The organism is Yersinia sp. 2466 StPb PI, assembly GCF_041538325.1.
In the GTDB taxonomy this organism is placed as follows: Bacteria; Pseudomonadota; Gammaproteobacteria; order Enterobacterales; family Enterobacteriaceae; genus Yersinia; species Yersinia enterocolitica_E.
Map to the genome: position 1 here is coordinate 4520022 of NZ_JAULSL010000001.1, position 23116 is coordinate 4543137.

The window sequence follows — 23116 nt, forward strand, 5'->3', positions numbered from 1 at the left end:
AACATAACGTAATGGTGTAACCAGAACCATTACCATAGAAATATATTATTCAAAGGGAGAAGGCATATCGCAATAGTAGTTAACAGTGGAATGGAATCCTATGACAAACAATCTAATAATTAATAAGGCCACTTTACTTTTTTTATTACTTGCTACAATTATTTCAGCACAGGCAGAAGAGATAACGATCGAACAATTAATACCTGTTGGTTTTTCCGCTGTGGAAGAAAATAACACACTACAATTACTGGGTATATTAGAGGGCAAAACATTACCCAGTCCATTTTTTTTCTCGGAAAAAAAACAGCAGTTAAGTTTTGATCAACAACAATATCGCAACAACCATATTGATGAACAATCAATTATTCTATTAGAAAATATTTTACCCCAAATACCTTATTTGCAATGCCAGAATGGCTGCGATTATATCTTATCTAATCATCGCGTCACCGTAGATAAGGTCAATAATGTAGTAACGGTAACCAATAACAGCAACCGTTATTTAATGCCTGTCACCACTTGGGGATTGGTCCATAATCAATCCTTTGACCTGCGTATGACTGCAGAAAATTACCGCGCTATTTCAGGCCGAGGGCAAGGATATATTGGTCTACCCTTGCAATCTTTTGGCTTCGCTAATTGGTTTTATAACACTAGCCGTTCAAAAAACAGTTATCACGCCACACACCAGCCCCAATATCAACAGCAAACTCAAATAGGTATCGATAGTTGGTATTTGCAAAAGAACTTCCAAGCACACTACCTACGGGCAGGTAAACAAAATAATCTGGATAACAGTGCTGGCAGCATTCATACCCTGATTAACCCTGCTTTAGACCAATTCGTGACGCTGGGTAGCCAAAGTTACTTAACTATTAATAAGCCCTCCGCGGGCAGCTTAGTGCTATATGCCACCAGCGATGGCGATTTCGAAATCTATCGCGATAACCAACTTATCCGCCGAATCCCTGCCCAACTGGGCCGTAATGAAATTGATTACAACCAACTTCCCGGCGGCTATTACAACGTTGAGGTCCGGTTAGTCGACCGTACAGGGAAAGTCGTCAGCCAGGAAAGCCAAACCATCAGTAATATTAACACTCAAACCAATAATGGCTGGTTCCTGACTATGGGTAAAGGAATAGCGCGTAGCCATAGCTCTCCCCACCTGATGCAGTTTGGCCGCAGTATGAACCTGCAAAGCGTGCAAGCTAATATCACGCTACTCAAAGATAGCGCCAGCCACTGGGCAGCAGAAGGGAATATTTCGCGCCCCTTTATTTTTTCTGATCTCGACCTTACCCCTGCTCTGGGCGTGATGTCTGGCGAAAAACGTGATGGCGGATATCTGCGCATAACCGGTGGAAGCACCGTACTAGGATATGCCTCTGTATCCCGTTATCAAACACCAGGTGTGTCTATATACGCACCAAATGCGGGTAGCACATCAGCTTCTTATAGTCGCCAATTGGGGCCAATCCAACTGAGCTATCAATTCAATCAATTTAGCACCAGCCAGCAGCACCGTATCCAAAGCCGCTGGGACTGGCGACGGCCGCAATATAACCTTGCGCTGTCCCTTGGTGTACAAAAAGGCGGGCAATGGAACAACCAGAATAATTACGGTGTATTTCTTAATACCACACTCTCCTTTCTCAAAAGCAGCGCCAGCATCAACAGTGCCTATGATCAGCAGCAGTTGGTTACCAGTGCCAGTTATCAAAAAGAATTTAACGATAACTATGGCAACAGCACCTTGGGTATTGATGGCAGTGCCAGTGGGAAAACATCCAGCATCGGCAGCTTTGCTCATCGCAGTGGCAGCCGTGGTGATGTATCGGCACGAATGGGAGTTGATAACAAGATAGCCAATGGCAGCATCAGTTATAGCGGCATGCTGGCTATCAGCCCGCAAGGCATGGCATTAGGCCGCAGCAGCTACAGCGGAACCGCATTACTGATAGAGACACCGGACTTAGCTGGCACGCCATATAGCTTCAATGCGGAAGGCCATCCGATAACCGGCGCGGGTACTTACGCTATACCGATTCCACGGTATCAGGACCGTTTCTTTGTGCAAACACATATCGAACGCAATGACCTGGATATGAATATTCAGTTACCCGTCAATATTGCTCGCGCCCATCCTGGGCAAGTTTTTTCCAGTAAGGCCGATATCACATTGAACCTGCTTTACAGCGGTTTTCTCAAGGATGAGCACGGGCAACCTGTTAGCGGGGTTATTCAGGAAACTGGAGATACCGTCCACCCCAATGGACTATTTTCTATTCACTCTCGTGCCAAGCTGAAAAATATTCAGGTTCAAAACCACTTAGCCCGTTACCGCTGCAATATGAGCCAGCAACGCGATCATATTTATCTTTGTCACTTAGATTAATACCAACAGGAATTGTTATGAAATATGCCTATTTACTCTCCACTATCGCCTTCTTGTTGGTACCGATTACCGCCACTTATGCGCAGTTAGTGGCTATCCCTACCCGTACCACAGTGGAATCACTGGACCAACACCGGACAATCCAAGTCTATAACAGCGGTGATAAGCCACTGTATCTGGATATCACACTACAACGAGTAGATAACCCTGGGGTGCATCCTGAACAGAAAACACTGATAAGTGATATCTCGCAGCCTGAAATGATTTTTAACCCCAACCGGATTACTTTAGGACCGAAACAGAAGCGTAATATTAGACTATTGCCCTTAAAATCTCCGACGCAGGAAACGCTGTATCGGCTGTATATCAACCCGGTAGTCGATATCAAAGCTGTCGGTCAGCATGAGGACAAAAGCAAAATCCATGCTCCCATGACCATCAGTATTGGTTATGGTGTGTTGATTCATCATGTACCCCCTTTAACTGCACAGGCTCGTCACTGGCAGCATCAATGCTTGCCGGGCGGTCATCTCATGCTTACCTCCAGCGGCACGGTTCATAGCAAATTTGAGCAACTGAACTCCGGCGACAAGACAGATAGCCTGAATCTATATCCCGGAACCCCCATCACCCTGTCAACCAAACGACTCAGCGGTAAGGTAGATAATGAAACGTTTACTGTTCATTGCGGCTAGCCTCCTGCCGCCCTCGGTTTTCAGTGCCATAGATATTCAGCCACATGTGCTGGAAATAGAGCAGGAAAGTACAGTGGTGACAGTAACTAATTACGGTTTAGACCCTGAGTACGTGACAGTTCAACTGTACCAGCTTAATAACCCAGGTGAGTCGCCAGAACAAGAATCACTAACCTCGGTAGGCGAACAGCAACATCCCGCACTGTTTGCATTCCCAGCAAAACTGACTCTGGGACCAAAGCAGAGTGGGAGAATATTTCTTAAAGCACTTAGCACGCCGGATAAAGAGCAGGTATATCGACTCGCAGTAGTACCGGTTAATAACTTGCAAGTTACCGGTGGCCATACTGCCGTGTTGGGGGTGCAGTTAAGTTATATGGGATTGGTCAGGCATCTGGCGGCATCACCGCAACCCCAGTGGGCACACCGCTGTCTTGACGGGGGGATGGTGTTGGAGAATACCGGTAACACCCGCCTACAGTGGCGTCAGTTGAAAACCCAGGAACAGGATATAGAGGACTTTAATCTCTATCCCGACCAACATCGGCAGCTGGCGGTCAGTGATGTACGAGGAATGATCGAGGATAAGCCCTTCAACTTGCGATGTATCGCAGGGTAAAGATAAGGAACATTATGAATATCATAAAAATCATCGCCCTATCCCTATTACTCCCCTCACAGGCAAGGGCAGATTCAATTCCTCTGGGGAATATCGATGTCAGGTTAGAAGTGACAGCACACCCCAGGATCGAGGTTGAAAAGCCACAAGGGGGTTGGTATAGCAGTATAAAACTGGAAAGTAGCCCCGAAAATCACTTGCTGTATCAAAAGGAACTCCCAGTAGTCGTCAAGCTACGCAGGCAAGAAGGATTTCGAATTTCGGTGAAAAATCCACTGATACTGACTCGTCACTCTACTGTATTGACGGGAGCAGATCAGGCATTCTCCCCCGCGCAAGTGCGCTGGGGCACGGATCGCGCCAACCTGCGCGTGTTATCAGCCATCCCTGAGACATTCAACATAACCCAGGGTAGAACCCGCCAAACCAGTACCGACTATATATTACATATTTCAGCATTAGCGCCCAGTGGGCCAAATTCCGCAGGGAAATATCATGGGCAGCTAACATTAATATTTGAAACGAATAGCTGAAATAAATAACTGATAGTCATGGAGAGATAATCAAGTGAATGTTAAATACAGACTATTCCTTATGGGGCTATTATTGCTAATAATTCAGCCTATAGCTATGGCAAACCTCTATTTTTATCCCTACACCCAACAATACTCTAATTGCAAAATCAAACTAAACGCTGATGACAGCGTGGAGGTTTATTTTCGGGCGATGCTGAAAGATTTATATTCCTCATCAGGAACAATGGTAAATGGAAAGCATATATTAGCCTGGGGAAAATTACTAAATATCCCAACTGATGAGATGAGAAATATCGGGTTACCTAACCGGCGTGCGCTCCTGTCACTTTATTTCTATAAAGCTGATGGTTCACGAGATTTCAGTATTCAATTTAATGATATCACTAATCTTTCGCTCAATGGCGAAGCGCCCTCAGATTCGAATGATAATACTCAGGAAATACTGTTCAACCGTGATCTCAAATCATCACCCTTTGACAAGAAGTATTACTATGTTTCATTCAAGGTTGCCGCACATGTCCTCAAGGATATCAGAATCGGTGCAACTGTAGGAGGTGCGATCCATTACAAAGGGCAATATCACTCATTAATGTCATCTACTGGCGTTTCCTTTGGTCAGAATGGCAAACAATGCACACTCTTTAATCCTCAGGCAGACGTGGCACCAGAAGCCCTTAAAATTGATCCTAAATTCCGTATGGACGCAAAAACATGGCAATTGAAGTCTTTCGATTTAGATGAATTACTTGAGAAAATTGAGCACGGCGCTAAAGGGAAAAGCGTACACGCGCCATTGATTAATCCAGTAGGTAACCGTTTTTGTATCCGCTATCGCGCCACCGGGATTCAACGGACGCGTTATATGATTAGCGCCACCAACCGAAATGGATTAGCAGCAAACACTGTACATTTTCAGTTAAAGGAAGCTGAGAGTGATAAGACCATCGGTTATACCGTGGAATTTCAAAGCCAAGCAGGTAATACGAAAAACTTTTTACTGCCAAAAGAGAAAAAGTTTATTCAGTTGAGAAATGATAATAACGGTGAGATGTGCTGGTCACCACGCATACGGCTTTATAATACCAAGACAACCGATAAAGGAAGTTATAGCGATACACTCAATTTCACTATTACACCACAGGCATGATGCCGAACAGCTAGAAGCTAGCTTTATGATTAGCTAATAACTAAGGCCCGGAAACGGGCCTTCATAGATAATGAAAAACGACGATTTAACCGCCCAGATAAGCTGAACGCACGGCTTCATTAGCTAACAACGCAGCCCCCGTGTCTTCCAGAACAATACGACCATTCTCTAGTACATAGCCACGATCTGCTAACTTCAAAGCCTGATTCGCATTCTGCTCAACGAGGAAAATAGTCATTCCTTCTTCTCGTAATTGTTGAATAGTATCAAATATTTGCAGAATAATTATCGGTGCTAATCCTAATGAGGGTTCATCCAGTAACAGTAATTTTGGCTGGCTCATCAGGGCACGGCCTATCGCCAACATCTGTTGCTCGCCACCAGACATGGTTCCTGCTCGCTGAGCCCGACGTTCAAATAATCGCGGGAACAAGTCGTAAACCCGTTCAATACGTTGCTGATATTGCTGACGATCAGCGAAAAATCCCCCCATCGCCAGATTTTCTTCAACCGTCATCCGGGAAAATACCCGTCGGCCTTCAGGAACAATCGCAATCGCCTCACGCATAATGCGTGCGGTCTGCCAATCCGTAATATTCTGCTCACCAAAAACAATACTGCCCTCGGTCGCACGAGGCTCACCACACAATGTCCCCAACAGTGTGGTTTTACCCGCACCGTTAGCACCAATCAGTGTAACGATCTCACCTTGTTGAATATGCAGGCTAACCTGATGCAATGCCTGAATTTTGCCGTAATGGGCTGAAACGTTATTAAATGACAACATGTTATGTTTATGCCTCGCCCACTTTTTATTTACCCAAAAATACTTCTACTTAAAAATAAGTTATTCGCCCAAATAGGCCCGGATCACATCCGGGTTATTACGGATTTCGCTGGGTGTGCCTTGTGCTAACGGCGTTCCCTGATTGACCACATAAATGCGATCAGAAATTCCCATCACCAGTTTCATATCATGTTCGATTAACAATACCGAGACTTGGTGTTGGTCACGTAACTCCATAATCAACTGATTCAGTTCATCAGTCTCTTTGGGGTTCAATCCCGCAGCGGGCTCATCTAACATCAATAGCTCAGGGCGAGTCACCATGCAGCGGGCAATTTCCAGACGACGCTGCTGACCATAGGCCAAATTCCCCGCCTGTCGGTTTGCCAGCTCTAATAGGCCGACACGCTCCAACCAAGTGGCTGCACGCTCCAACGCGTCGGCCTCTGCTCGCCGAAAACCGGGGGTTTTCAGCAAACCGGCAAAAACCCCACTTTTAAGGTGCTGATGCTGAGCCACCAGCAGGTTCTCCACCACCGTCATTTCACGGAACAGACGCACATGCTGGAAAGTACGAATCACCCCCATTCGGGCAATCATCTGGCCGGGCAGCCCTTCAAGATGACGATCACGTAACTTAATCGTGCCGCCAGTCGGGCGGTAAAAACCGGTTAGGCAGTTAAAAATTGTGGTCTTACCTGCCCCATTAGGGCCAATCAGCGAGACAATCTCACCCTGATTGAGGGTCAGACCCACATTGTTCACCGCCAGTAACCCACCAAAACGCATGGACAGCCCTTCAACTGCTAACAAAGGTTGCGTATTCATACCTGCTCCCCTTTTTTAGCTTTTATCTCTGCGACTTTTAGCTTTAGCTGTGGCCGTTTCATTGGCAGCAACCCTTGTGGACGCCAAATCATCATCAGTACCATCAATGCACCTAACAGCAACATACTGTAAGCATTGAGGTCACGCATTAATTCCCGCGAAACCACCAGCAATACCGCCGCCAGGATGACCGCGAACTGCGACCCCATGCCACCTAACACCACAATCGCTAGCACGAAAGCCGATTCAACAAAGGTGAAGGATTCAGGACTAACGAAACCCTGTCGGGCGGCAAACAAAGTACCGGCAAAACCAGCAAACGCGGCACTGATAGTAAATGCAGTCAGTTTGATTTTGGTTGGGCTAAGGCCCAATGAGCGGCAGGCGATTTCATCTTCACGCAATGCTTCCCATGCTCGGCCCAGCGGCATACGCAGCAGTCGATTGATCACAAACAAGGTCAGGATCACTAATAACAACGCCACCATATACAAGAAAATGATACGGTCACTAGGATCATAAGTCAGGCCAAAGAAGTTGTGGAAAGTATCCCAACCGCCATCCTTCGCAGTGCGGCTGAACTCTAAACCAAATAGTGTTGGTTTTGGAATTTGGCTAATCCCATTCGGGCCACCGGTGATTTCCGTATTATTGAGCAGCAAAATACGTACAATTTCACCAAAACCCAAAGTGACAATCGCCAGGTAATCCCCCCGCAAACGTAATACTGGGAAGCCCAACAAGAAGCCAGACAGTGCTGCGACTATGCCAGCCAGCGGTAAACTCTCCCAAAAACCTAAACCGTAATAGTGATTCAACAGCGCATAGGTATAGGCACCAATGGCATAAAATCCACCGTAGCCTAGTACCAGCAGGCCAGATAGCCCCACGACAACGTTCAATCCCAACCCCAACATGACATAAATCAACGTCAGGGTCGCAATATCCACTGAACCTCTGGAGACCAGGAACGGCCAGGCGATTGCGGCGATAATAATTGCTGCGGCTAATAGTTTTTGACGGGGGCTGGTGCCATCAAAACTAGGCAATACCCATGCCGGACCAGAGACTTTTTTAATACCTTGCTGGATGTACGGGCGCACCAGTTGGAAGAAAAACACCACGATACAACCCGCGCCAATCCACAGCCAGCGGACTTCTGCCGCCCCTTGCACAATGAGTTTGGTGCCGTCTAACTGCAACTGCAAACCCATTACAAACGAGGCAAGGACGAAGAGCACAAAACTGGAAATAATGGCATTAACAAAGTTGAGTTGTTTCATACTTTTTCAACCTCTGGACGGCCTAAGATCCCAGTAGGCATAACAAGCAGCACCACAATCAGCAATGCGAATGAAACTGCATCTTTGTATTCAGTGCTTAGATAAGCAGAAGTTAATGCTTCAGCCACACCCAGAATCAAGCCACCGATCATCGCGCCAGGAATACTACCAATGCCACCCAATACGGCTGCGGTGAAGGCTTTCATACCGGCCATAAAACCAATATATGGGTTGATAACCCCATAGAACTGGCCAAGTAATACCCCTGCCACGGCGGCCATCAATGCCCCGATAACAAAGGTCAGCGAGATAACCCGGTCAGTATTAATACCCAGCAGGCTCGCCATTTTTAAGTCTTCAGCACAGGCACGGCAGGCACGCCCCATACGGGAATAGCGGATAAATAAGGTTAATGCCAGCATCGCCAAGAAAGTGACTACCCAGATGGTCAGTTGCATGGTGCTGATGGTCGCGGCAAACCCATTGGTTTCTGCCAAAGTCCATTGCCCAGTAACCAAACTCGGTAGTGCTAAATCCCGTGAGCCTTGCGTCAGGCTGACGTAGTTTTGCAGGAAGATTGACATCCCAATCGCCGAGATCAGTGCAATCAAACGCTTGGAGCTACGAACCGGCTTATAGGCCACCCGTTCAATACTCCAACCATAAGCACTGGCGATCACGATAGAGACGAGAAAAGCAGAGCCGATCAATAACCAGCTAGCGTCGATCCCCATCATCATCAATGCGGCGATCACGATAAACGAAACGTAGCTGCCGATCATATACACTTCGCCGTGAGCAAAGTTGATCATGCCGATAATGCCGTACACCATGGTATAACCAATGGCGATCAGCGCATACGTGCTGCCCAACGTAACACCGTTGAACATCTGTTGCAGAAAATAAAGAAACTGCTCTGACATACCCTAACCCTTTGATTCACTTGCCTGGCTGCCCTAGCCAACTGCGCCAAATCTACTGTGTGCAGAGAGGAAAATCCCCCCGAAACATGGGGGGGATGCAGTTGGTAAAAGGGGCCGGGTTGCTGCGGGAGCAACCCTACAACTTAATGATTCTAATATTATTGTTATTTGACCGCAGTTGAAGAACCATCTGCGTGCCATTCAAAAATACCGAATTCAAACCCTTTCAAATCGCCTTTTTCATCCCAACTCAATGGCCCCATCACTGTTTCAACCGGCTTACCGGTTTTCAGATCTTTGACCAAATCAGCCGGCTCTTGGCTGCCGCTACGTTCCATTGCTGTGGTTAGCGATTGCAATGCAGCATAGGTTGTCCAAACAAACGGACCGGTTGGGTCAAGTTTCTTCGCTTTCAGCGCATCAACAATAGGCTGGTTAGTTGGCACCTGATCATAACGTTTCGGTAATGTCACCAGCATGCCTTCAGAAGCGTCACCAGCGATATTAGATAGTGAGGAGTTACCAACACCCTCTGGCCCCATAAAGCGAGCTGTCAGACCTGCTTGCTTCGCCTGACGCAGGATCTGCCCCATCTCTGGGTAGTAACCACCAAAGTAGACGAAATCGACATTCTCTTTCTTCAGACGAGCCACCAACGTAGAGAAATCTTTATCACCCGCGGTCACGCCTTCAAACAGCACCACTTCGGTACCTTGCTTTTTCAAGCTGTCACGTACAGAACGCGCCAAGCCTTCACCGTACTGCTGCTTATCGTGTACCACTGCAATACGTTTAGGCTTAATAGTCTCAATGATATATTTGGCAGCGGTTGGGCCTTGATCAGAATCCAAACCGGTGGTGCGCATGATCATTTTGTAACCACGCGTGGTCAGATCGGCATTGGTTGCAGCAGGAGTGATCATAATCACACCTTCATCTTCATAAATGTCTGAAGCAGGCTGAGTTGAAGAAGAGCACAGATGGCCGATAACATAACGAATACCGTCGTTAATGACTTTGTTGGCAACGGCGACAGCTTGTTTCGGGTCGCAGGCATCATCGTACTCCACGCCAACCAGTTTATCGCCTTTGATTCCACCTTTGGCATTGATATCAGCAATAGCCTGACGTGCGCCGGTAAATTCCATGTCACCATATTGGGCAACCGGGCCTGACATCGCGCCAACAATGGCGACTTTAATGTCTTTAGCCAGTACAGAGTGGCTCATCGCCATTGCTATACACCCAGCCAGCAACACTTTACCTTTTGTTAATTTCATCCGCGAATTCCCCATCTGTCATTGTGAACGTGCTTGTTGTGTCGGTCTTAACGTTTTATCGAATGTAACGTTTTATTCATAAGTAATAATGATTTAGTCTCAAAAGTAATAGATTTCTCTAATAAGACTTTATTTTTCATGTCATTAAACAGGAGTTTTATGCTGCAAATCAACTAGGACAAGCAGAAACAAGCGGTGTAAACAGCATAAAATTAGGATTAAATTGAATGGGTTTTACTCAAATGATAGTGGGTTGTGCTGGTTATGTGATCTTTTACTCCGGTAAAACTCGGAAAATGCAGTAGCGAAAAAACATTTTCCGCCGTGAACGTACAGAAAAACTTACACAACGCTCTGGTCTGTGATCTAGTACAATAAACCACAGCCCCATTACCCTTACTTTTTTGTGGTCTCTCGACGATGAAACTGACTATTGAACGATTAACAACCCTTACTCATCAGGATCTTATCGATTTAGCGAAGATCTGGCCTGAACAACAGCCAACGCTCTGGCAGCAGTGGATTAACGATGGTAAGCCGCTGTTTGGCGCGCGTTTTAACGAGCGTCTATTAGGTGCAGTCAAAATCACGGTGAATGGTCAGCAGGCTGAGTTTCAGGATTTGTATGTCAGAGAGGTGACTCGTCGCCGTGGCGTGGGATTATATTTGATCGAAGAAACGCAGCGTCAGTTACCGACAGTACAGCACTGGCAACTTAAGGATGAGCAGGTTATAGCCGAACAACATGAGGCGATGGATGGTTTTATGCACGCCTGTGGTTTTAGCCGTGGCACACAAGGCTGGCACAAATAGCCAGTATCAATAAAATAGCGATCTCAGCTCATTTGGTTTTGCTAGATAAAGCGGGTTTTGCTAAATAAATTTTGTTGATGAAGAGTGCCAAAAAAGCAAAAGGGCGACATTAATAAATAATATCGCCCTTCATGTTACGTCATATCCCGTTGTAACCTAACATCACAGTTGTGTTTAGCTGCAATGCTAATGGTTTTGGGTATATGTATTAGGCTTCAATCGCCATGCGTAATTTTTTCATCGCGTTTTTTTCAAGCTGACGCACACGTTCAGCAGATACACCGTACTGATCGGCCAGTTCCTGCAACGTTGACTTGTTGTCATCGTCCAACCAACGGGCGCGAATAATATGCTGGCTCCGCTCGTCCAATCCTTCCAACGCATAAGACAATTTATCTGCCGCATGGTTATCCCAGTTATCCTCTTCAATGCCATCAGCAAAATCAGAGGTTTTATCCTGTAAATACAGGACCGGCGCCATGGATTGGCCATCACGTGCTTCGTCATCTGGAGATGGATCAAATGTCATATCCTGTGCGGACATGCGTGATTCCATCTCGCGAACATCTTTACTGGTCACACCCAGTTCTTTGGCAACCAGCTCGACTTCATCCTGATTAAACCAACCCAGACGCTGCTTGGTTTTACGCAGGTTGAAGAACAATTTACGCTGAGCTTTGGTGGTTGCGACTTTGACAATTCGCCAGTTACGCAGAACATATTCGTGAATTTCTGCTTTGATCCAATGTACCGCAAAGGACACCAGACGTACCCCGACTTCAGGGTTAAAACGGCGAACCGCTTTCATCAAGCCAATATTACCTTCCTGAATAAGGTCAGCCTGTGGCAAACCATACCCGGAATAGTTGCGGGCAACATGAGCGACAAAGCGCAGGTGAGACAGGATAAGCTGTTTAGCCGCTCCCAGATCGCCCTGGTAATGCAGCCGTTCAGCCAGCTCCCGTTCTTCCTCTGCGGTCAGCATCGGATAGGCGTTGGCGGCCCGAATATAGGCTTCCAGACTACCTTGGGGTACTAAGGCTAAAGTTTGCATTTCTTTGGTCATTCAAAACCCTCTCATTGCATGTTTAGTGCAGTTTTGTCTCAGCGCAGATATTTTAGCATCTGCTTAAACAGATTCAAGCGCTGGGCACATTATCATTTCACTGTGTTATTGGACTGGTTATTGCCGTAAAAGTTCATACTAGATCACACTTTTTGACTCTGGATCTTAGCAGATAACCGGTCAAGCGGATCAAGAAGTGTAGATGGAATTCACTACAGCAAATACCTCTTTCCCTGCTTTAGTTCAACACCGCAGGGAAAGAGTATAACAAACATTCTTTACTGCGGTGTAAATCGACGTAAATGTTGGACCGTTGCCAGCCACGCTGCAATCCAGCCGATCATGGCAGAGATCAACACCAGCAACAGGCACTCATCCCAGCTCAAGCCATGTAAGGTAAATTGGGTACCGAACACCGCTGCCACCTGCGTAACCACCGAGCCAAGCTTCCATACCAGCCCTTCTGATAGGATCAGAGATAACACCGCACCACCAAATCCCAGCATTGCCCCGCCGTTCAGGAACGGCCGCAGAATGAACCCATCCGTTGCACCAATCAACTTCATAACATTGATAGTATCGCGGCGGCTAAAGATACTCAGACGCACACTGTTACCAATTACCAGGAACACGGCAACCACCATCAAAACACCAATCATGGCCGCGACCTGCCCGACCAGGCCTGTCAGCGCGGCCAAACGGGCAAACCAGCTATCATCCATGCGGACTTCAGCCACCCCTTCCACCTTACTAACCCGATCACGCAGGGTATCCAGCGTCCCTGAGCTTTGGAAATCCAATTTAGGGGTGATGATGGCAACAGCGGGCAGCGGATTTTCTTCCAGCATATCCAGCGCTCCACCAAAACCGGACCAGTTGCGGAACTCACCCATCGCTTCTTCCCGCGACAGATAATTAACCTTCTCCACACCTGCTTCCGCTTTCAGCGTAGTCACCACGTTCTCAGCTGCGTTATCGTCCAGTGCTTTATCTAAATAGACCGTCAGTTGTGGGGTTGGATACCATTGATCTGCCGCCTGACTGACGTTCTTCCACACGATATAGCATACGCTTGGCAGTGTTAACGAAATGGCAATCACCATCACCGTTAACAGTGTCGCCAATGGCTGGCGCATCATATCGGCAATGGCATTAACCCACGAATAGCGCCACTGTTCACGCCAACCGCCTTTTAGCGCTTTGGTTTTTGCTTTCTGTGCGTTATTCGCCATGATGCGCTCCTAACATCCGCCCCTGACTCAATGTCAGAATCGGGTAGCGCCGCCGGGCAATCAACGACGTATCGTGGGTTGCCATCAACACGGTAACGCCCACACGGTTAAATTCTTCAAACAAACGCAAAATACCTTCGGATAATGCATCGTCCAGGTTACCCGTCGGTTCATCAGCCAGTAATACTGCCGGTTTATTCACTACCGCCCGAGCAATGCCTACACGCTGTTGCTCACCGCCGGAAAGTTGAATTGGGAAGTTTTTCGCCTTATCCAACAACCCTACTTTATCCAGTGCTGCGGATACTCTGCGGCGAATATCTTCAGTGCTGGCACCAGCAATAATCAATGGCATAGCGACATTGTCATATACCGTTCTGTCCAACAACAGGTGATGATCCTGGAAGATCATCCCGATCTGGCGACGCAGGAAAGGTACTTCTCGGTTTTTCAAGCGACTTATATCGTGACCACCAAACCATATATGACCGGCACTGGGGCGCTCGATACCACAAATCAGTTTCAGCAGGGTGCTTTTCCCTGCACCGGAATGGCCGGTCAGAAACGCCATTTCCGCTGGGCGCAGATGAAAATCGACCCCTTGGAGCGCCTGTCGTCCGCCCAGATAAGCTTTACTGACCTGTTCAAAGCGAATCATCCGTATTAGTCCTCTCGGGCAAAAAGAGCCTCAATAAAATCGTCAGCCTTAAATGGCCGCAAATCTTCTATACCTTCCCCAACACCGATATAACGGATTGGGATTCCGAACTGATCTGCGATGGCAAAAATCACCCCGCCCTTGGCGGTACCATCCAGTTTAGTTAGGGTAATTCCGGTCAGACCGACTGCTTCATTAAACAGTTTCGCCTGACTCACCGCATTTTGTCCGGTACTGGCATCTAACGTCAGCATAACCTCATGGGGGGCGTCGCCGTCCAGCTTTTTCATCACTCGGACAATCTTCTTCAACTCTTCCATCAGGTGGGCTTTATTTTGTAAACGCCCGGCAGTGTCCGCCAGCAGCACATCAATACCTCGGGCTTTCGCTGCCTGAATAGCATCGAAAATCACCGAAGCAGAGTCTGCACCGGTATGCTGTGCCACCACGGCAATCTTGTTACGATCCCCCCAAACTTGCAGTTGTTCTACCGCAGCCGCGCGGAAAGTATCACCCGCCGCCAGCATGACAGATTTACCTTCAGCCTGGAATTGACGCGCCAGTTTCCCGATGGTGGTAGTTTTCCCCACACCATTAACGCCAACCATTAAGATAACAAAGGGATTTTTGCCACTGACATCCAATGGCTTGTCTACTTTAGACAGAATTTCAGACATTTCCTCTTTAAGCTTGCCATATAACGCTTCGGCATCTTTTAGCTGCTTACGACTGGCATGTTCGGTTAGAGAGGTAATAATTTTACGGGTAGTTTCGACGCCAACGTCGGCGATCAGGAGCTGTTCTTCTAACTCTTCAAACAGATCGTCGTCGATTTTCTTACCACTAAACAGCCCCATAAAACCGGAGCCAAGATTCTGCTTGGTTTTAAGTAAGCTGCGTTTTAAACGAGCAAAAAAACCTTCTTTGGTTGGGCGTTCTTGTTCCTGAACCGCTACCGGCACAATTTCGTTTACCGCTTCAAGCTCTGTTTGTGACTCAAATTCTTCTTCAATTACTGCTGTTTCGCCGCTAACCTCGACCCACGGCTCTTCCACAATAGCTTGTGGCGTAGAGACATCGAGAACCAGGTTATCTTCTGTCAATGGCAGTTCTGGCGCACTGACGGTGCCTTCATCCCATTGAGCAACATTATCGTCTTCATTCTCATGTTGTGAGAAATGATGTTGTAAATACTGAGGATCAGAAGAGAAATCTATCGGTTCTTCAACCCCCTGCGCTGTAGGGTCTACATCCAGCTCAGGCAGAATTTCAGCCGCGGCTTCACTGACAACGGCGCTATCCCATTCACCCGGTGCGGCAGTGACATGCTCTTCTACCTCAACAGGTGGGTGCTCAGATGCTATCTCAATCTGTTTCTCACTGATGGCTTGCTCTTCAGCATGCTCAGCAACACCTTCTTTTTCAGTAGCCAATGGCTCTGTTGGTTGTTCTTCATTCTGACGGCCAAGGCCCAGCCAGGAAAAAAAACCACGTTTTTTTTCTTTTGCCATTTGCGACTACACTCCTCGCGGTTTAATCATGGCTTTACCCTTATGACTTCGGGTTTGCATAAAATAAGATAATAGTTTGCAAGTCTATCACTTTCCCCTGAACAGCAACACGCGCACGATGCTGGTTTCTATTGTGAATTCAGTCAACAAAGGTTTAACGTTTCCCCCACACAGCAGTCGTAGGTAGAATAGCGATTAACTCTTTTATTCAGCGCTGCAATACTGACCAACTTTCAAGCAAAGCAATCTATGGCAAAACGACCTACAACACGATCGACAACCCAACGATCTAGCGCAAAACCGGCAGTACATCAGGCAGCGGGGCAGATCCGCATCATTGGTGGCAAATGGCGAGGCCGTAAATTGCCCGTGCCTGATAGCCCAGGGCTACGCCCAACCACTGACCGGGTCAGAGAGACACTGTTTAACTGGCTGGCACCGATGATTCAGGGTGCCCGGTGTCTGGATTGCTTTGCTGGCAGCGGCGCATTGGGGCTGGAAGCGCTATCCCGTTATGCCGGTGAAGCCATATTATTAGAAGCCGATCGGCATGTCGCCAAGCAACTTGGCAGCAATCTGGCATTATTGAGTGCCGAGAATGGTCAAGTAGTGAATACCAATTCTTTGCAGTGGCTGGCTCAACCGGGGCAGCCTTTTGATCTGGTATTCCTTGATCCCCCTTTCCGTAAAGGCTTGTTAGCTGAAACCATCACACTGCTGGAGCAATATAACTGGCTGGCAGAACAGGCTTGGATTTACGTTGAAGCTGAGGCTGAAAGTGCCGCTGCGGATGTTCCCGGCAGTTGGCAGTTACATCGCGAGAAAATTGCCGGTCAAGTGGCCTATCGTCTCTATATTCGTAATGAACAGACTCACCAACACGCTGTATCAGCGGAAGAACTGGAGCAACACCATGTGGATTAATCTCGGCCGGTTATTGATGTTAGGGGTATGGTTTTTCTTACTGCTAAATCTGTTCCAACCCTTCCCTAAACCATTGAGATACTTTATTAATGTTGCCATGATATTTATGGTTTTGATGCATGGTTTGCAACTGGTTCTACTCAAATCTACACAACCTAAAGATCAACCGATCAGTGGCTTGCAGCAACTTAAAATCTTTGTGTTCGGTGTCTTTGAATTACTGGCCTGGCAAAAGAAGCAACCATCATTGCCTAAAAAATAAACTTATCTGCCGCCTGCAACTTCAAGTCTATTGGATATACCTTGGTTGTAGCGGCAAATTGTTGATTGCAGGCTGACTTATTTGGCGACAGATTTAGTCGGGGACTGACGTCGGGGTAAAACCAATATAGCGGGAGCCTTGTAAACGTAACGTTCCCTGTGCGCCTTGTACAATACTATTATACGCCTGCTGTGGCAGTATCACTTTGATTTCACGGTTACTTTTCACCTCAATACTACTGATAAGTGGCTGGAAAGTAACTTCATAGCGTTTTTCTTCTGCGACAATTTCTTCGCGCTGCCGTGAGCGACGATTGGGCGCTAATACTTCTCGTTTATTAATGACTTCAACTTGTAAACTGCGCACCAGCGCTCGGTTATTTTCTGTATCCTGCCGTTTTTTTTGCCAATACTGACGGGTCGCCAATACGGCTATCAGTACCACCACAGCAATCAATAATAACGGAGGTTTATTCATACACTACCCATCAGGACTTATTGCCCGGCAGATAGGGGAAACTCATCACATTACTGCCCAATTCAGAGATCCGAGCGCTGCCCTTTTCCGTCACGGCATCGATACGAATCACCGAATGAAGAGGAATATAGCTGCGGTTAACACCTGAAAATTCTGTTTTCAGTTTTTCAGTTGAAGGGTCCACCAGCAATGTTGATTGACTATCAAAGACAAAATCAGCAATTTCAATAAACCCAAACAAGTTACTCGGGCCTACCTCACGGACATAGAGCTGATAATTCTTACCGTTATTTATAAATTGAATACGATAAAGCAATTGTTCATTGGCCATGGCGCTACTGCCTCTATCCCTTGATTTAGCGAAAGGAAATCGGCCTTAACATAACATGTGGGCCAAACAACACCAAGATCTCCGCTGGCGGATGGTGCCGCTAAATCTGATTATGCGGACTGTTACGCATTAAGTGGCACAAATCATGCAAATCACAATAGCGTCGCTATCGCTCTTGGCTTCCATCCCTTACACTTGATGAATGTATACTCGGAGTCATTAGCATTACGGATTATCATTACAACACAGGTACTTTCACTAAAACCTGCATAGAAAAAAGGATAAATAATGAGCTGGCCATTCCTTGCCGTATTTTTTTCTGGTTGGTTGTTTGTTGATGCAACTTACCGAGGCCCACGCTGGCAGCGTTGGGTATTCAAACCTGTCACCCTGTTACTTTTACTGTTACTTGCCTGGCAAGCACCTATTCTTGGTCCTGTCGGCTATCTCATTGTCTTGGGCTTACTTGCGACTCTGGTAGCTGATGCATTATTACTGCTACCCAGTGAGCGCTTACTTTATGCTCTGGGCGCATTCTTCCTTTCCCATTTACTCTATACCATCAGTTTTGCCAGCCAGATGACATTCACGCTGTTCTGGCCTCTTCCGTTGGTGTTGATCGTGATTGGCGCATTACTGATAGCCACTATCTGGACACGGCTGGAAGATATGCGCTGGCCAGTGATCGCTTTCGTTGGCATGACGTTACTGATGGTCTGGATGGCGGGCGAACAATACTTTGCCCGCAGTACAGATTTAAGCTTCTCTCTGCTGGCAGGTACCGTGTTACTGCTGGTTTCGCATAGCATTTGGCTACTGAATCGCTATCGTTTTTCATTCCGGGCTTCAGATGCAATTGTCGCTGGCTGCTACTTTGTCGGGCATTTCCTGATTGTCCGGTCGCTGTATTTGTAACTAAATCAGTACCGCAATACGTTTTTAGCCGTTTGAGCTGCGTGCTCCACCAAAGGGGCGCGCATTTCAATGCGCTGGATACGCTCACTTTAGTCATACCCTGCCAGGTAGCAAAAATCCCATTTAGCAATTACTCTCATTTCCCTCTTGACTCTGGAGTTGACTCCAAGGTGTAGAGTGCTGCAATACCTGTTACATGCTTTCCAGGAGGCACCATGCATTCACATTCTGAACATCAGCATCCAACGGATACACACAACAACTGTGGCTGTGGTCACACTCATGCCAAACAACAAACCGGTTGCAGCAGCCAGAAAACAACCAGTGCCAGCAATGACAGCTCAGACTCAGTGAGTGAACACTCACATAATGATGGGGGTTGCTGTAGTCAGGGCCAAAGCGATGAGGGTGATGACGAAAGCGACATACTCGCGCCAGAGATATCTGCAGATAACCAGCGCTTCAGTTGGCAGGTCAAAGGGATGGACTGCCCAAGCTGTGCCCGAAAAATTGAAAATGCCGTCAGTAATCTGGTCGGGATTGAAAATGTAAAAGTCCTCTTTGCCACAGAAAAATTAGTGGTTGATGCACGCATAGATATCCGCCCTCAAGTCGTGAATGCAGTCACTCAGGCTGGATTCACTCTGGTCGATACCCAATCAAGCGCAGGAAGTAAAGCCGCTGCGCCAGAATCACGCCTGCGCGAATACTTACCTATCGCATTATTAACCACACTGATGCTTATCAGTTGGGGGATCTCGTTATTCAGCCTTGAACTAAGTGAGTTTGCCTTCACTGCAACCACCATTGTCGGTCTGATCCCGATCATCGCCAAAGCCTGGAAGCTTATCCGCTCTGGGACTCCCTTCGCCATTGAAACCTTGATGAGCGTGGCAGCTATCGGGGCGATGTTTATTGGCGCAACCGCTGAAGCGGCCATGGTATTACTGCTGTTTATGGTCGGCGAACTGCTCGAATCTTATGCCGCAAACCGTGCACGCCGTGGGGTAACTGCCCTGATGGCACTGGTGCCAGAAGAGGCACTGTTGTTAAAAGACGGTGAGCGTAGGCAGGTTCCTGTCGCCAGTTTGCGCCCCGGCGATATCATCGAAATCTCGCCCGGTGGCCGCTTACCCGCAGATGCCGAACTAATGACCCCTTTTGCCAGTTTCGATGAAAGCGCCCTCACCGGAGAATCTATCCCTGTTGAGCGTCAGCAAGGCGAAAAAGTTGCGGCCGGGAGCTTATCGGTCGATCGCGCCACTGAAATGCGAGTTATCTCAGAACCCGGCAATAATGCTATTGACCGTATTCTGCAACTAATTGAATTAGCAGAAGAACGCCGAGCACCCATTGAGCGTTTCATTGACCGCTTCAGTCGTATTTATACGCCAGCGATCATGCTGCTTTCAGCGCTGGTCATGTTAGTACCGCCTTTGGCTTTCGCCGAACCTTGGGAAACCTGGCTGTACCGCGGCCTGACACTATTACTGATAGGTTGCCCATGTGCGTTGGTTATCTCCACACCTGCGGCAATTACATCTGCATTAGCGGCGGCAACCCGCCGTGGTGCATTGATCAAAGGGGGAGCAGCACTGGAGCAGTTGGGCCGAATTCAAACGGTTGCCTTTGACAAAACCGGCACCCTGACCGAGGGCAAACCTAAAGTTACCGATATTCTGCCTATAGCCGGTGTGAGTGAAACCCGCCTGTTAGCGTTGGCCGCCGCCGTTGAAGCTGGCTCCCACCATCCGTTAGCGATCGCTATTATGCAACGCGCACAGCAAAACACCCCAATATTGCCACTGGCGAGTGAGCGTCGAGCTCTGGCGGGGGTGGGTGTTGAAGGTGTGGTTAATGGTCTGACGGTGCGCGTCAGCGCCCCCAGTAAGTTGCCCCCACAGTTATTGACTGCTGAGTGGCAAACACAGCTCGACCAGTTGGAAAGCAGCGGTAAAACAGCCGTCGCCGTGCTGGAAGATGAAACGCTAATTGGTTTATTGGCATTACGTGACACGTTACGAACTGATGCCAGGCAAGCCATTGATGCGCTGAAGAAGTTAGGTATTCAGGGGGTGATGCTCACTGGCGATAATCCACGAGCCGCAGCGGCAATTGCCGGTGAATTGGGGATTGATTACCGCGCCGGATTACTGCCCGCCGATAAAGTGCAAGCGGTTATGGCATTGAATGCGGCACAACCTACGGTGATGGTCGGTGATGGCATCAATGATGCTCCGGCGATGAAAGCAGCCAGTATTGGTATTGCCATGGGTAGTGGCACCGATGTGGCATTGGAAACAGCCGATGCCGCGTTGACCCACAACCGGTTAACCGGATTAGCAGAAATTATTCTGTTATCACGGGCGGCCAACGCCAATATCCGCCAGAACATTACTATCGCACTGGGCCTAAAGGGAATCTTCCTGGTTACCACACTACTGGGCTTAACCGGTCTCTGGTTAGCAGTATTAGCAGATTCCGGTGCTACCGCCTTAGTAACAGCCAATGCGTTACGGCTACTGCGCAAGCGGGATGTTTGAATCAAGCATCGGTTCTGATAATTGGGGCAGAGGCGGGTGTTACTGCGCTTTTGCCCCTTTCTTGACTAAATACCGATACGGCGTCTGCCCGATATCTTGTGCCAACAACTGATGGTCCATAAAACGGCAAAAACCGGGAATATCGCGGGTGGTGGCAGGGTCGTCAGCAATAATCAGTAGAGTTTGGCCATCTTCCATGTGCCGGACCGTTTTTCGCACCATCATCACCGGCTCAGGGCAGCGCAGGCCCAGTGCATCAAGTGTTTTGTCTGGATTGGCAAAAATATCGGTCATGGTGAGTCTCTTGTTGGTCGTTATGGGTTTGCTAGCAGTATAAAGATAAAATATAAGCCCGTGTGCGAAGGCGGATAGTTTACCCCGTCGATTTTTAGGCGCAAGCGACGCTAACGTTTGCGTTAAAATTAGCCATTGCATTCGTTGCGCAAACGCGTATTATGCCGCCGCGTCGCAGAAATTGCGGCACATTCTGTTTGGGTTCCCTCACCCCAATAACCAAAAAGGTCACATTTATGTTTTCGTTTACTGCCCAACAGCGGATGACCGCTTTGGTATGGCTGTCGCTATTCCATATTGTCATCATTACCTCCAGCAACTACCTGGTGCAATTACCGATCGCTATCTTCGGTTTTCATACCACTTGGGGCGCTTTTACTTTTCCGTTTATCTTCCTTGCCACTGACCTGACTGTACGGATTTTTGGTGCTCCTTTGGCGCGCCGGATCATTCTGTCGGTTATGGTGCCAGCGTTGCTGATTTCATATCTGATTTCAGCCCTGTTTTATCAGGGGAGTTGGCAGGGGTTACCGGCATTAACCAGCTTTAACTTGGTGGTAGCCCGTATCGCGATTGCCAGCTTTATGGCCTATGTACTCGGCCAGATTCTGGATGTTCAGGTATTTAACCGCCTGCGTCAGCGCAGTGCCTGGTGGGTTGCCCCTACTGCTGCCATGTTCTTTGGCAATATCAGTGACACCATGGCGTTCTTCTTTATTGCGTTCTATCGCAGTACTGACCCATTTATGGCTGCAAACTGGGTAGAAATCGCTTTGGTGGATTATAGCTTTAAGCTGCTGATCTGCATGTTGTTCTTCCTACCCGCCTATGGCGTGATGCTCAATGTATTGCTGAAATATTTTGCCCGACAGACCGAACAGCAAGCACTAAAGCAGGCTACTGCCACTGAACAATAGATTGCTTTTAGCGTCTGAATAAGGTGCGATAAGGCCATACCCAGATTAGTTGGCGTTGCAGGGGTGTCACTAACCCCCTGTAAGTTCAAGTAACAAGGGGATATTAATCATCAATAAAGGGATTCCCATGCATAAAATAACCAAATTTCTTGCTGTCGGTCTGTTGGTTGCAGGATTAAGTGCTTGTGATGGCAACAGCAATAGTAACGTGGGCCAACCGGTCAGCCTGCTGGAAGGCAAAGTGGCCTTCAGCTTGCCGGCAGACTTGTCTGATCAAAGCGGAAAGATGGGCAATCAAGCGAATAACATGCACGTTTACGCCAATAAAACCGGCGATAAAGCAGTTATCGTGATTTTAGGTGATAACACCAATGAAGAACTGGAAGTACTGACAACGCGTTTAGCAGACCAGCAACGCGCCCGTGATGCTAACCTGCAAGTCGTCACCAATAAAGCCATTAAAATTGACGGACAACCGTTCCAGCAGTTAGATAGCATTATTACCAGTGGCGGCCAGAAAGCCTATTCGTCTGTGTTGATGGGTAAAGTCGATAACCATTTGATGACAATACAAATTACGCTGCCCGCAGATAATCAGCAGCAAGCTCAGACTGAAGCCGAATCGATTATTAGCACGCTCAAGCTAAAATAGTATTCCTTAACAGAGCGCGGCTCAT

Annotated in this window: 24 protein-coding genes; 12 read left to right on the plus strand and 12 right to left on the minus strand. The window is 47.7% G+C overall.

Translation table 11 applies throughout. The features are described 5' to 3' along the window. Positions 1–100 precede the first annotated feature (100 nt). Genes Q2T72_RS20405 through Q2T72_RS20425 form a run of 5 tightly spaced genes read left to right on the plus strand, consistent with a single transcriptional unit; the run spans position 101 to position 5395 of the window. Complete coding sequence (locus Q2T72_RS20405) at positions 101–2398, plus strand: TcfC E-set like domain-containing protein (protein WP_372569746.1); 2298 nt, start codon at positions 101–103, stop codon at positions 2396–2398. A 17-nt stretch (positions 2399–2415) separates the two neighbouring features. Then, the gene (locus tag Q2T72_RS20410; protein WP_372569747.1) at positions 2416–3093 is read left to right on the plus strand and encodes a pilus assembly protein; all 678 of its coding nucleotides are present in this window, start codon (positions 2416–2418) and stop codon (positions 3091–3093) included. After that, complete coding sequence (locus Q2T72_RS20415; RefSeq protein ID WP_372569748.1) at positions 3065–3712, plus strand: hypothetical protein; 648 nt, start codon at positions 3065–3067, stop codon at positions 3710–3712. The genes Q2T72_RS20410 and Q2T72_RS20415 overlap by 29 nt, the downstream gene beginning before the upstream one ends. 14 nt (positions 3713–3726) lie before the next feature. After that, positions 3727–4245, plus strand: coding sequence for a fimbrial protein (locus tag Q2T72_RS20420; RefSeq protein ID WP_083161978.1), 519 nt, complete (start codon positions 3727–3729; stop codon positions 4243–4245). A gap of 34 nt (positions 4246–4279) precedes the next feature. Next, complete coding sequence (locus Q2T72_RS20425) at positions 4280–5395, plus strand: hypothetical protein (protein ID WP_372569749.1); 1116 nt, start codon at positions 4280–4282, stop codon at positions 5393–5395. An 85-nt stretch (positions 5396–5480) separates the two neighbouring features. On the opposite strand, the gene livF is transcribed toward Q2T72_RS20425, so the two are convergent. The 5 genes from livF to Q2T72_RS20450 all read right to left on the minus strand — a co-directional run bounded on the left by livF (position 5481) and on the right by Q2T72_RS20450 (position 10496). Then, on the minus strand, positions 5481–6182 hold the full coding sequence (gene livF / locus Q2T72_RS20430) for a high-affinity branched-chain amino acid ABC transporter ATP-binding protein LivF (protein WP_083161973.1): 702 nt from the start codon (positions 6180–6182) through the stop codon (positions 5481–5483). Positions 6183–6242: 60 nt separating this feature from the next. Further along, positions 6243–7010: a high-affinity branched-chain amino acid ABC transporter ATP-binding protein LivG gene (gene livG / locus Q2T72_RS20435; RefSeq protein WP_083161971.1), complete on the minus strand. Its 768-nt coding sequence runs from the start codon at positions 7008–7010 to the stop codon at positions 6243–6245. Beyond that, positions 7007–8293, minus strand: coding sequence for a high-affinity branched-chain amino acid ABC transporter permease LivM (locus tag Q2T72_RS20440; RefSeq protein ID WP_083161969.1), 1287 nt, complete (start codon positions 8291–8293; stop codon positions 7007–7009). Before Q2T72_RS20440 ends, livG begins: the two co-directional genes overlap by 4 nt. Then, positions 8290–9216 (minus strand): high-affinity branched-chain amino acid ABC transporter permease LivH, encoded by a 927-nt coding sequence (livH, locus tag Q2T72_RS20445; RefSeq protein ID WP_083161967.1) that lies wholly within the window; start codon positions 9214–9216, stop codon positions 8290–8292. The genes Q2T72_RS20440 and livH overlap by 4 nt, the downstream gene beginning before the upstream one ends. 164 nt (positions 9217–9380) lie before the next feature. Next, positions 9381–10496 carry a branched-chain amino acid ABC transporter substrate-binding protein gene (locus Q2T72_RS20450; protein ID WP_083161965.1) on the minus strand — a complete coding sequence of 372 codons (1116 nt, stop codon included), beginning with the start codon at positions 10494–10496 and terminating at the stop codon, positions 9381–9383. 420 nt (positions 10497–10916) lie between these two features. Here Q2T72_RS20450 and panM point away from each other — a divergent pair, with 420 nt between their 5' ends. Continuing rightward, a complete protein-coding gene (gene panM, locus Q2T72_RS20455; RefSeq protein WP_083161963.1) occupies positions 10917–11309 on the plus strand; it encodes an aspartate 1-decarboxylase autocleavage activator PanM in 393 nt (130 codons plus the stop codon). Between the two features lie 208 nt (positions 11310–11517). On the opposite strand, the gene rpoH is transcribed toward panM, so the two are convergent. The 4 genes from rpoH to ftsY form a co-directional block, all read right to left on the minus strand. Continuing rightward, entirely contained in the window at positions 11518–12375 is an 858-nt protein-coding gene (gene rpoH / locus Q2T72_RS20460) for an RNA polymerase sigma factor RpoH (RefSeq protein WP_004391342.1), read from the minus strand. A 278-nt stretch (positions 12376–12653) separates the two neighbouring features. After that, on the minus strand, positions 12654–13607 hold the full coding sequence (gene ftsX / locus Q2T72_RS20465; protein ID WP_083161961.1) for a permease-like cell division protein FtsX: 954 nt from the start codon (positions 13605–13607) through the stop codon (positions 12654–12656). After that, positions 13597–14265, minus strand: a complete 669-nt coding sequence (gene ftsE / locus Q2T72_RS20470; RefSeq protein WP_019213191.1) for a cell division ATP-binding protein FtsE — start codon at positions 14263–14265, stop codon at positions 13597–13599. The genes ftsX and ftsE overlap by 11 nt, the downstream gene beginning before the upstream one ends. 5 nt (positions 14266–14270) lie before the next feature. After that, a complete protein-coding gene (gene ftsY / locus Q2T72_RS20475; RefSeq protein WP_083161959.1) occupies positions 14271–15776 on the minus strand; it encodes a signal recognition particle-docking protein FtsY in 1506 nt (501 codons plus the stop codon). Between the two features lie 249 nt (positions 15777–16025). Here ftsY and rsmD point away from each other — a divergent pair, with 249 nt between their 5' ends. Beyond that, positions 16026–16700, plus strand: a complete 675-nt coding sequence (rsmD, locus tag Q2T72_RS20480; protein ID WP_083161957.1) for a 16S rRNA (guanine(966)-N(2))-methyltransferase — start codon at positions 16026–16028, stop codon at positions 16698–16700. After that, positions 16690–16962, plus strand: a complete 273-nt coding sequence (locus Q2T72_RS20485) for a DUF1145 family protein (RefSeq protein ID WP_032906890.1) — start codon at positions 16690–16692, stop codon at positions 16960–16962. The genes rsmD and Q2T72_RS20485 overlap by 11 nt, the downstream gene beginning before the upstream one ends. Before the next feature lie 93 nt (positions 16963–17055). Here the strand turns inward: Q2T72_RS20485 and Q2T72_RS20490 are convergent, their stop codons facing one another. Beyond that, a complete protein-coding gene (locus Q2T72_RS20490; protein WP_372569750.1) occupies positions 17056–17439 on the minus strand; it encodes a DUF2500 domain-containing protein in 384 nt (127 codons plus the stop codon). Positions 17440–17449: 10 nt separating this feature from the next. Next, positions 17450–17770 (minus strand): DUF1820 family protein, encoded by a 321-nt coding sequence (locus tag Q2T72_RS20495; protein WP_083161953.1) that lies wholly within the window; start codon positions 17768–17770, stop codon positions 17450–17452. 288 nt (positions 17771–18058) lie between these two features. Between Q2T72_RS20495 and Q2T72_RS20500 the strand changes: the two genes are divergently transcribed. Then, on the plus strand, positions 18059–18685 hold the full coding sequence (locus Q2T72_RS20500; protein ID WP_083161950.1) for a lysoplasmalogenase: 627 nt from the start codon (positions 18059–18061) through the stop codon (positions 18683–18685). A 215-nt stretch (positions 18686–18900) separates the two neighbouring features. Next, positions 18901–21228 (plus strand): zinc/cadmium/mercury/lead-transporting ATPase, encoded by a 2328-nt coding sequence (locus tag Q2T72_RS20505; protein ID WP_372569751.1) that lies wholly within the window; start codon positions 18901–18903, stop codon positions 21226–21228. Positions 21229–21267: 39 nt separating this feature from the next. Here Q2T72_RS20505 and tusA read toward each other — a convergent pair whose 3' ends face one another. Next, complete coding sequence (gene tusA, locus Q2T72_RS20510) at positions 21268–21522, minus strand: sulfurtransferase TusA (RefSeq protein ID WP_083161945.1); 255 nt, start codon at positions 21520–21522, stop codon at positions 21268–21270. Between the two features lie 236 nt (positions 21523–21758). Between tusA and Q2T72_RS20515 the strand changes: the two genes are divergently transcribed. Then, positions 21759–22439 (plus strand): 7-cyano-7-deazaguanine/7-aminomethyl-7-deazaguanine transporter, encoded by a 681-nt coding sequence (locus Q2T72_RS20515; RefSeq protein WP_372560056.1) that lies wholly within the window; start codon positions 21759–21761, stop codon positions 22437–22439. 127 nt (positions 22440–22566) lie between these two features. Further along, on the plus strand, positions 22567–23091 hold the full coding sequence (locus Q2T72_RS20520; protein WP_083161941.1) for a DcrB family lipoprotein: 525 nt from the start codon (positions 22567–22569) through the stop codon (positions 23089–23091). Positions 23092–23116: the final 25 nt, after the last annotated feature.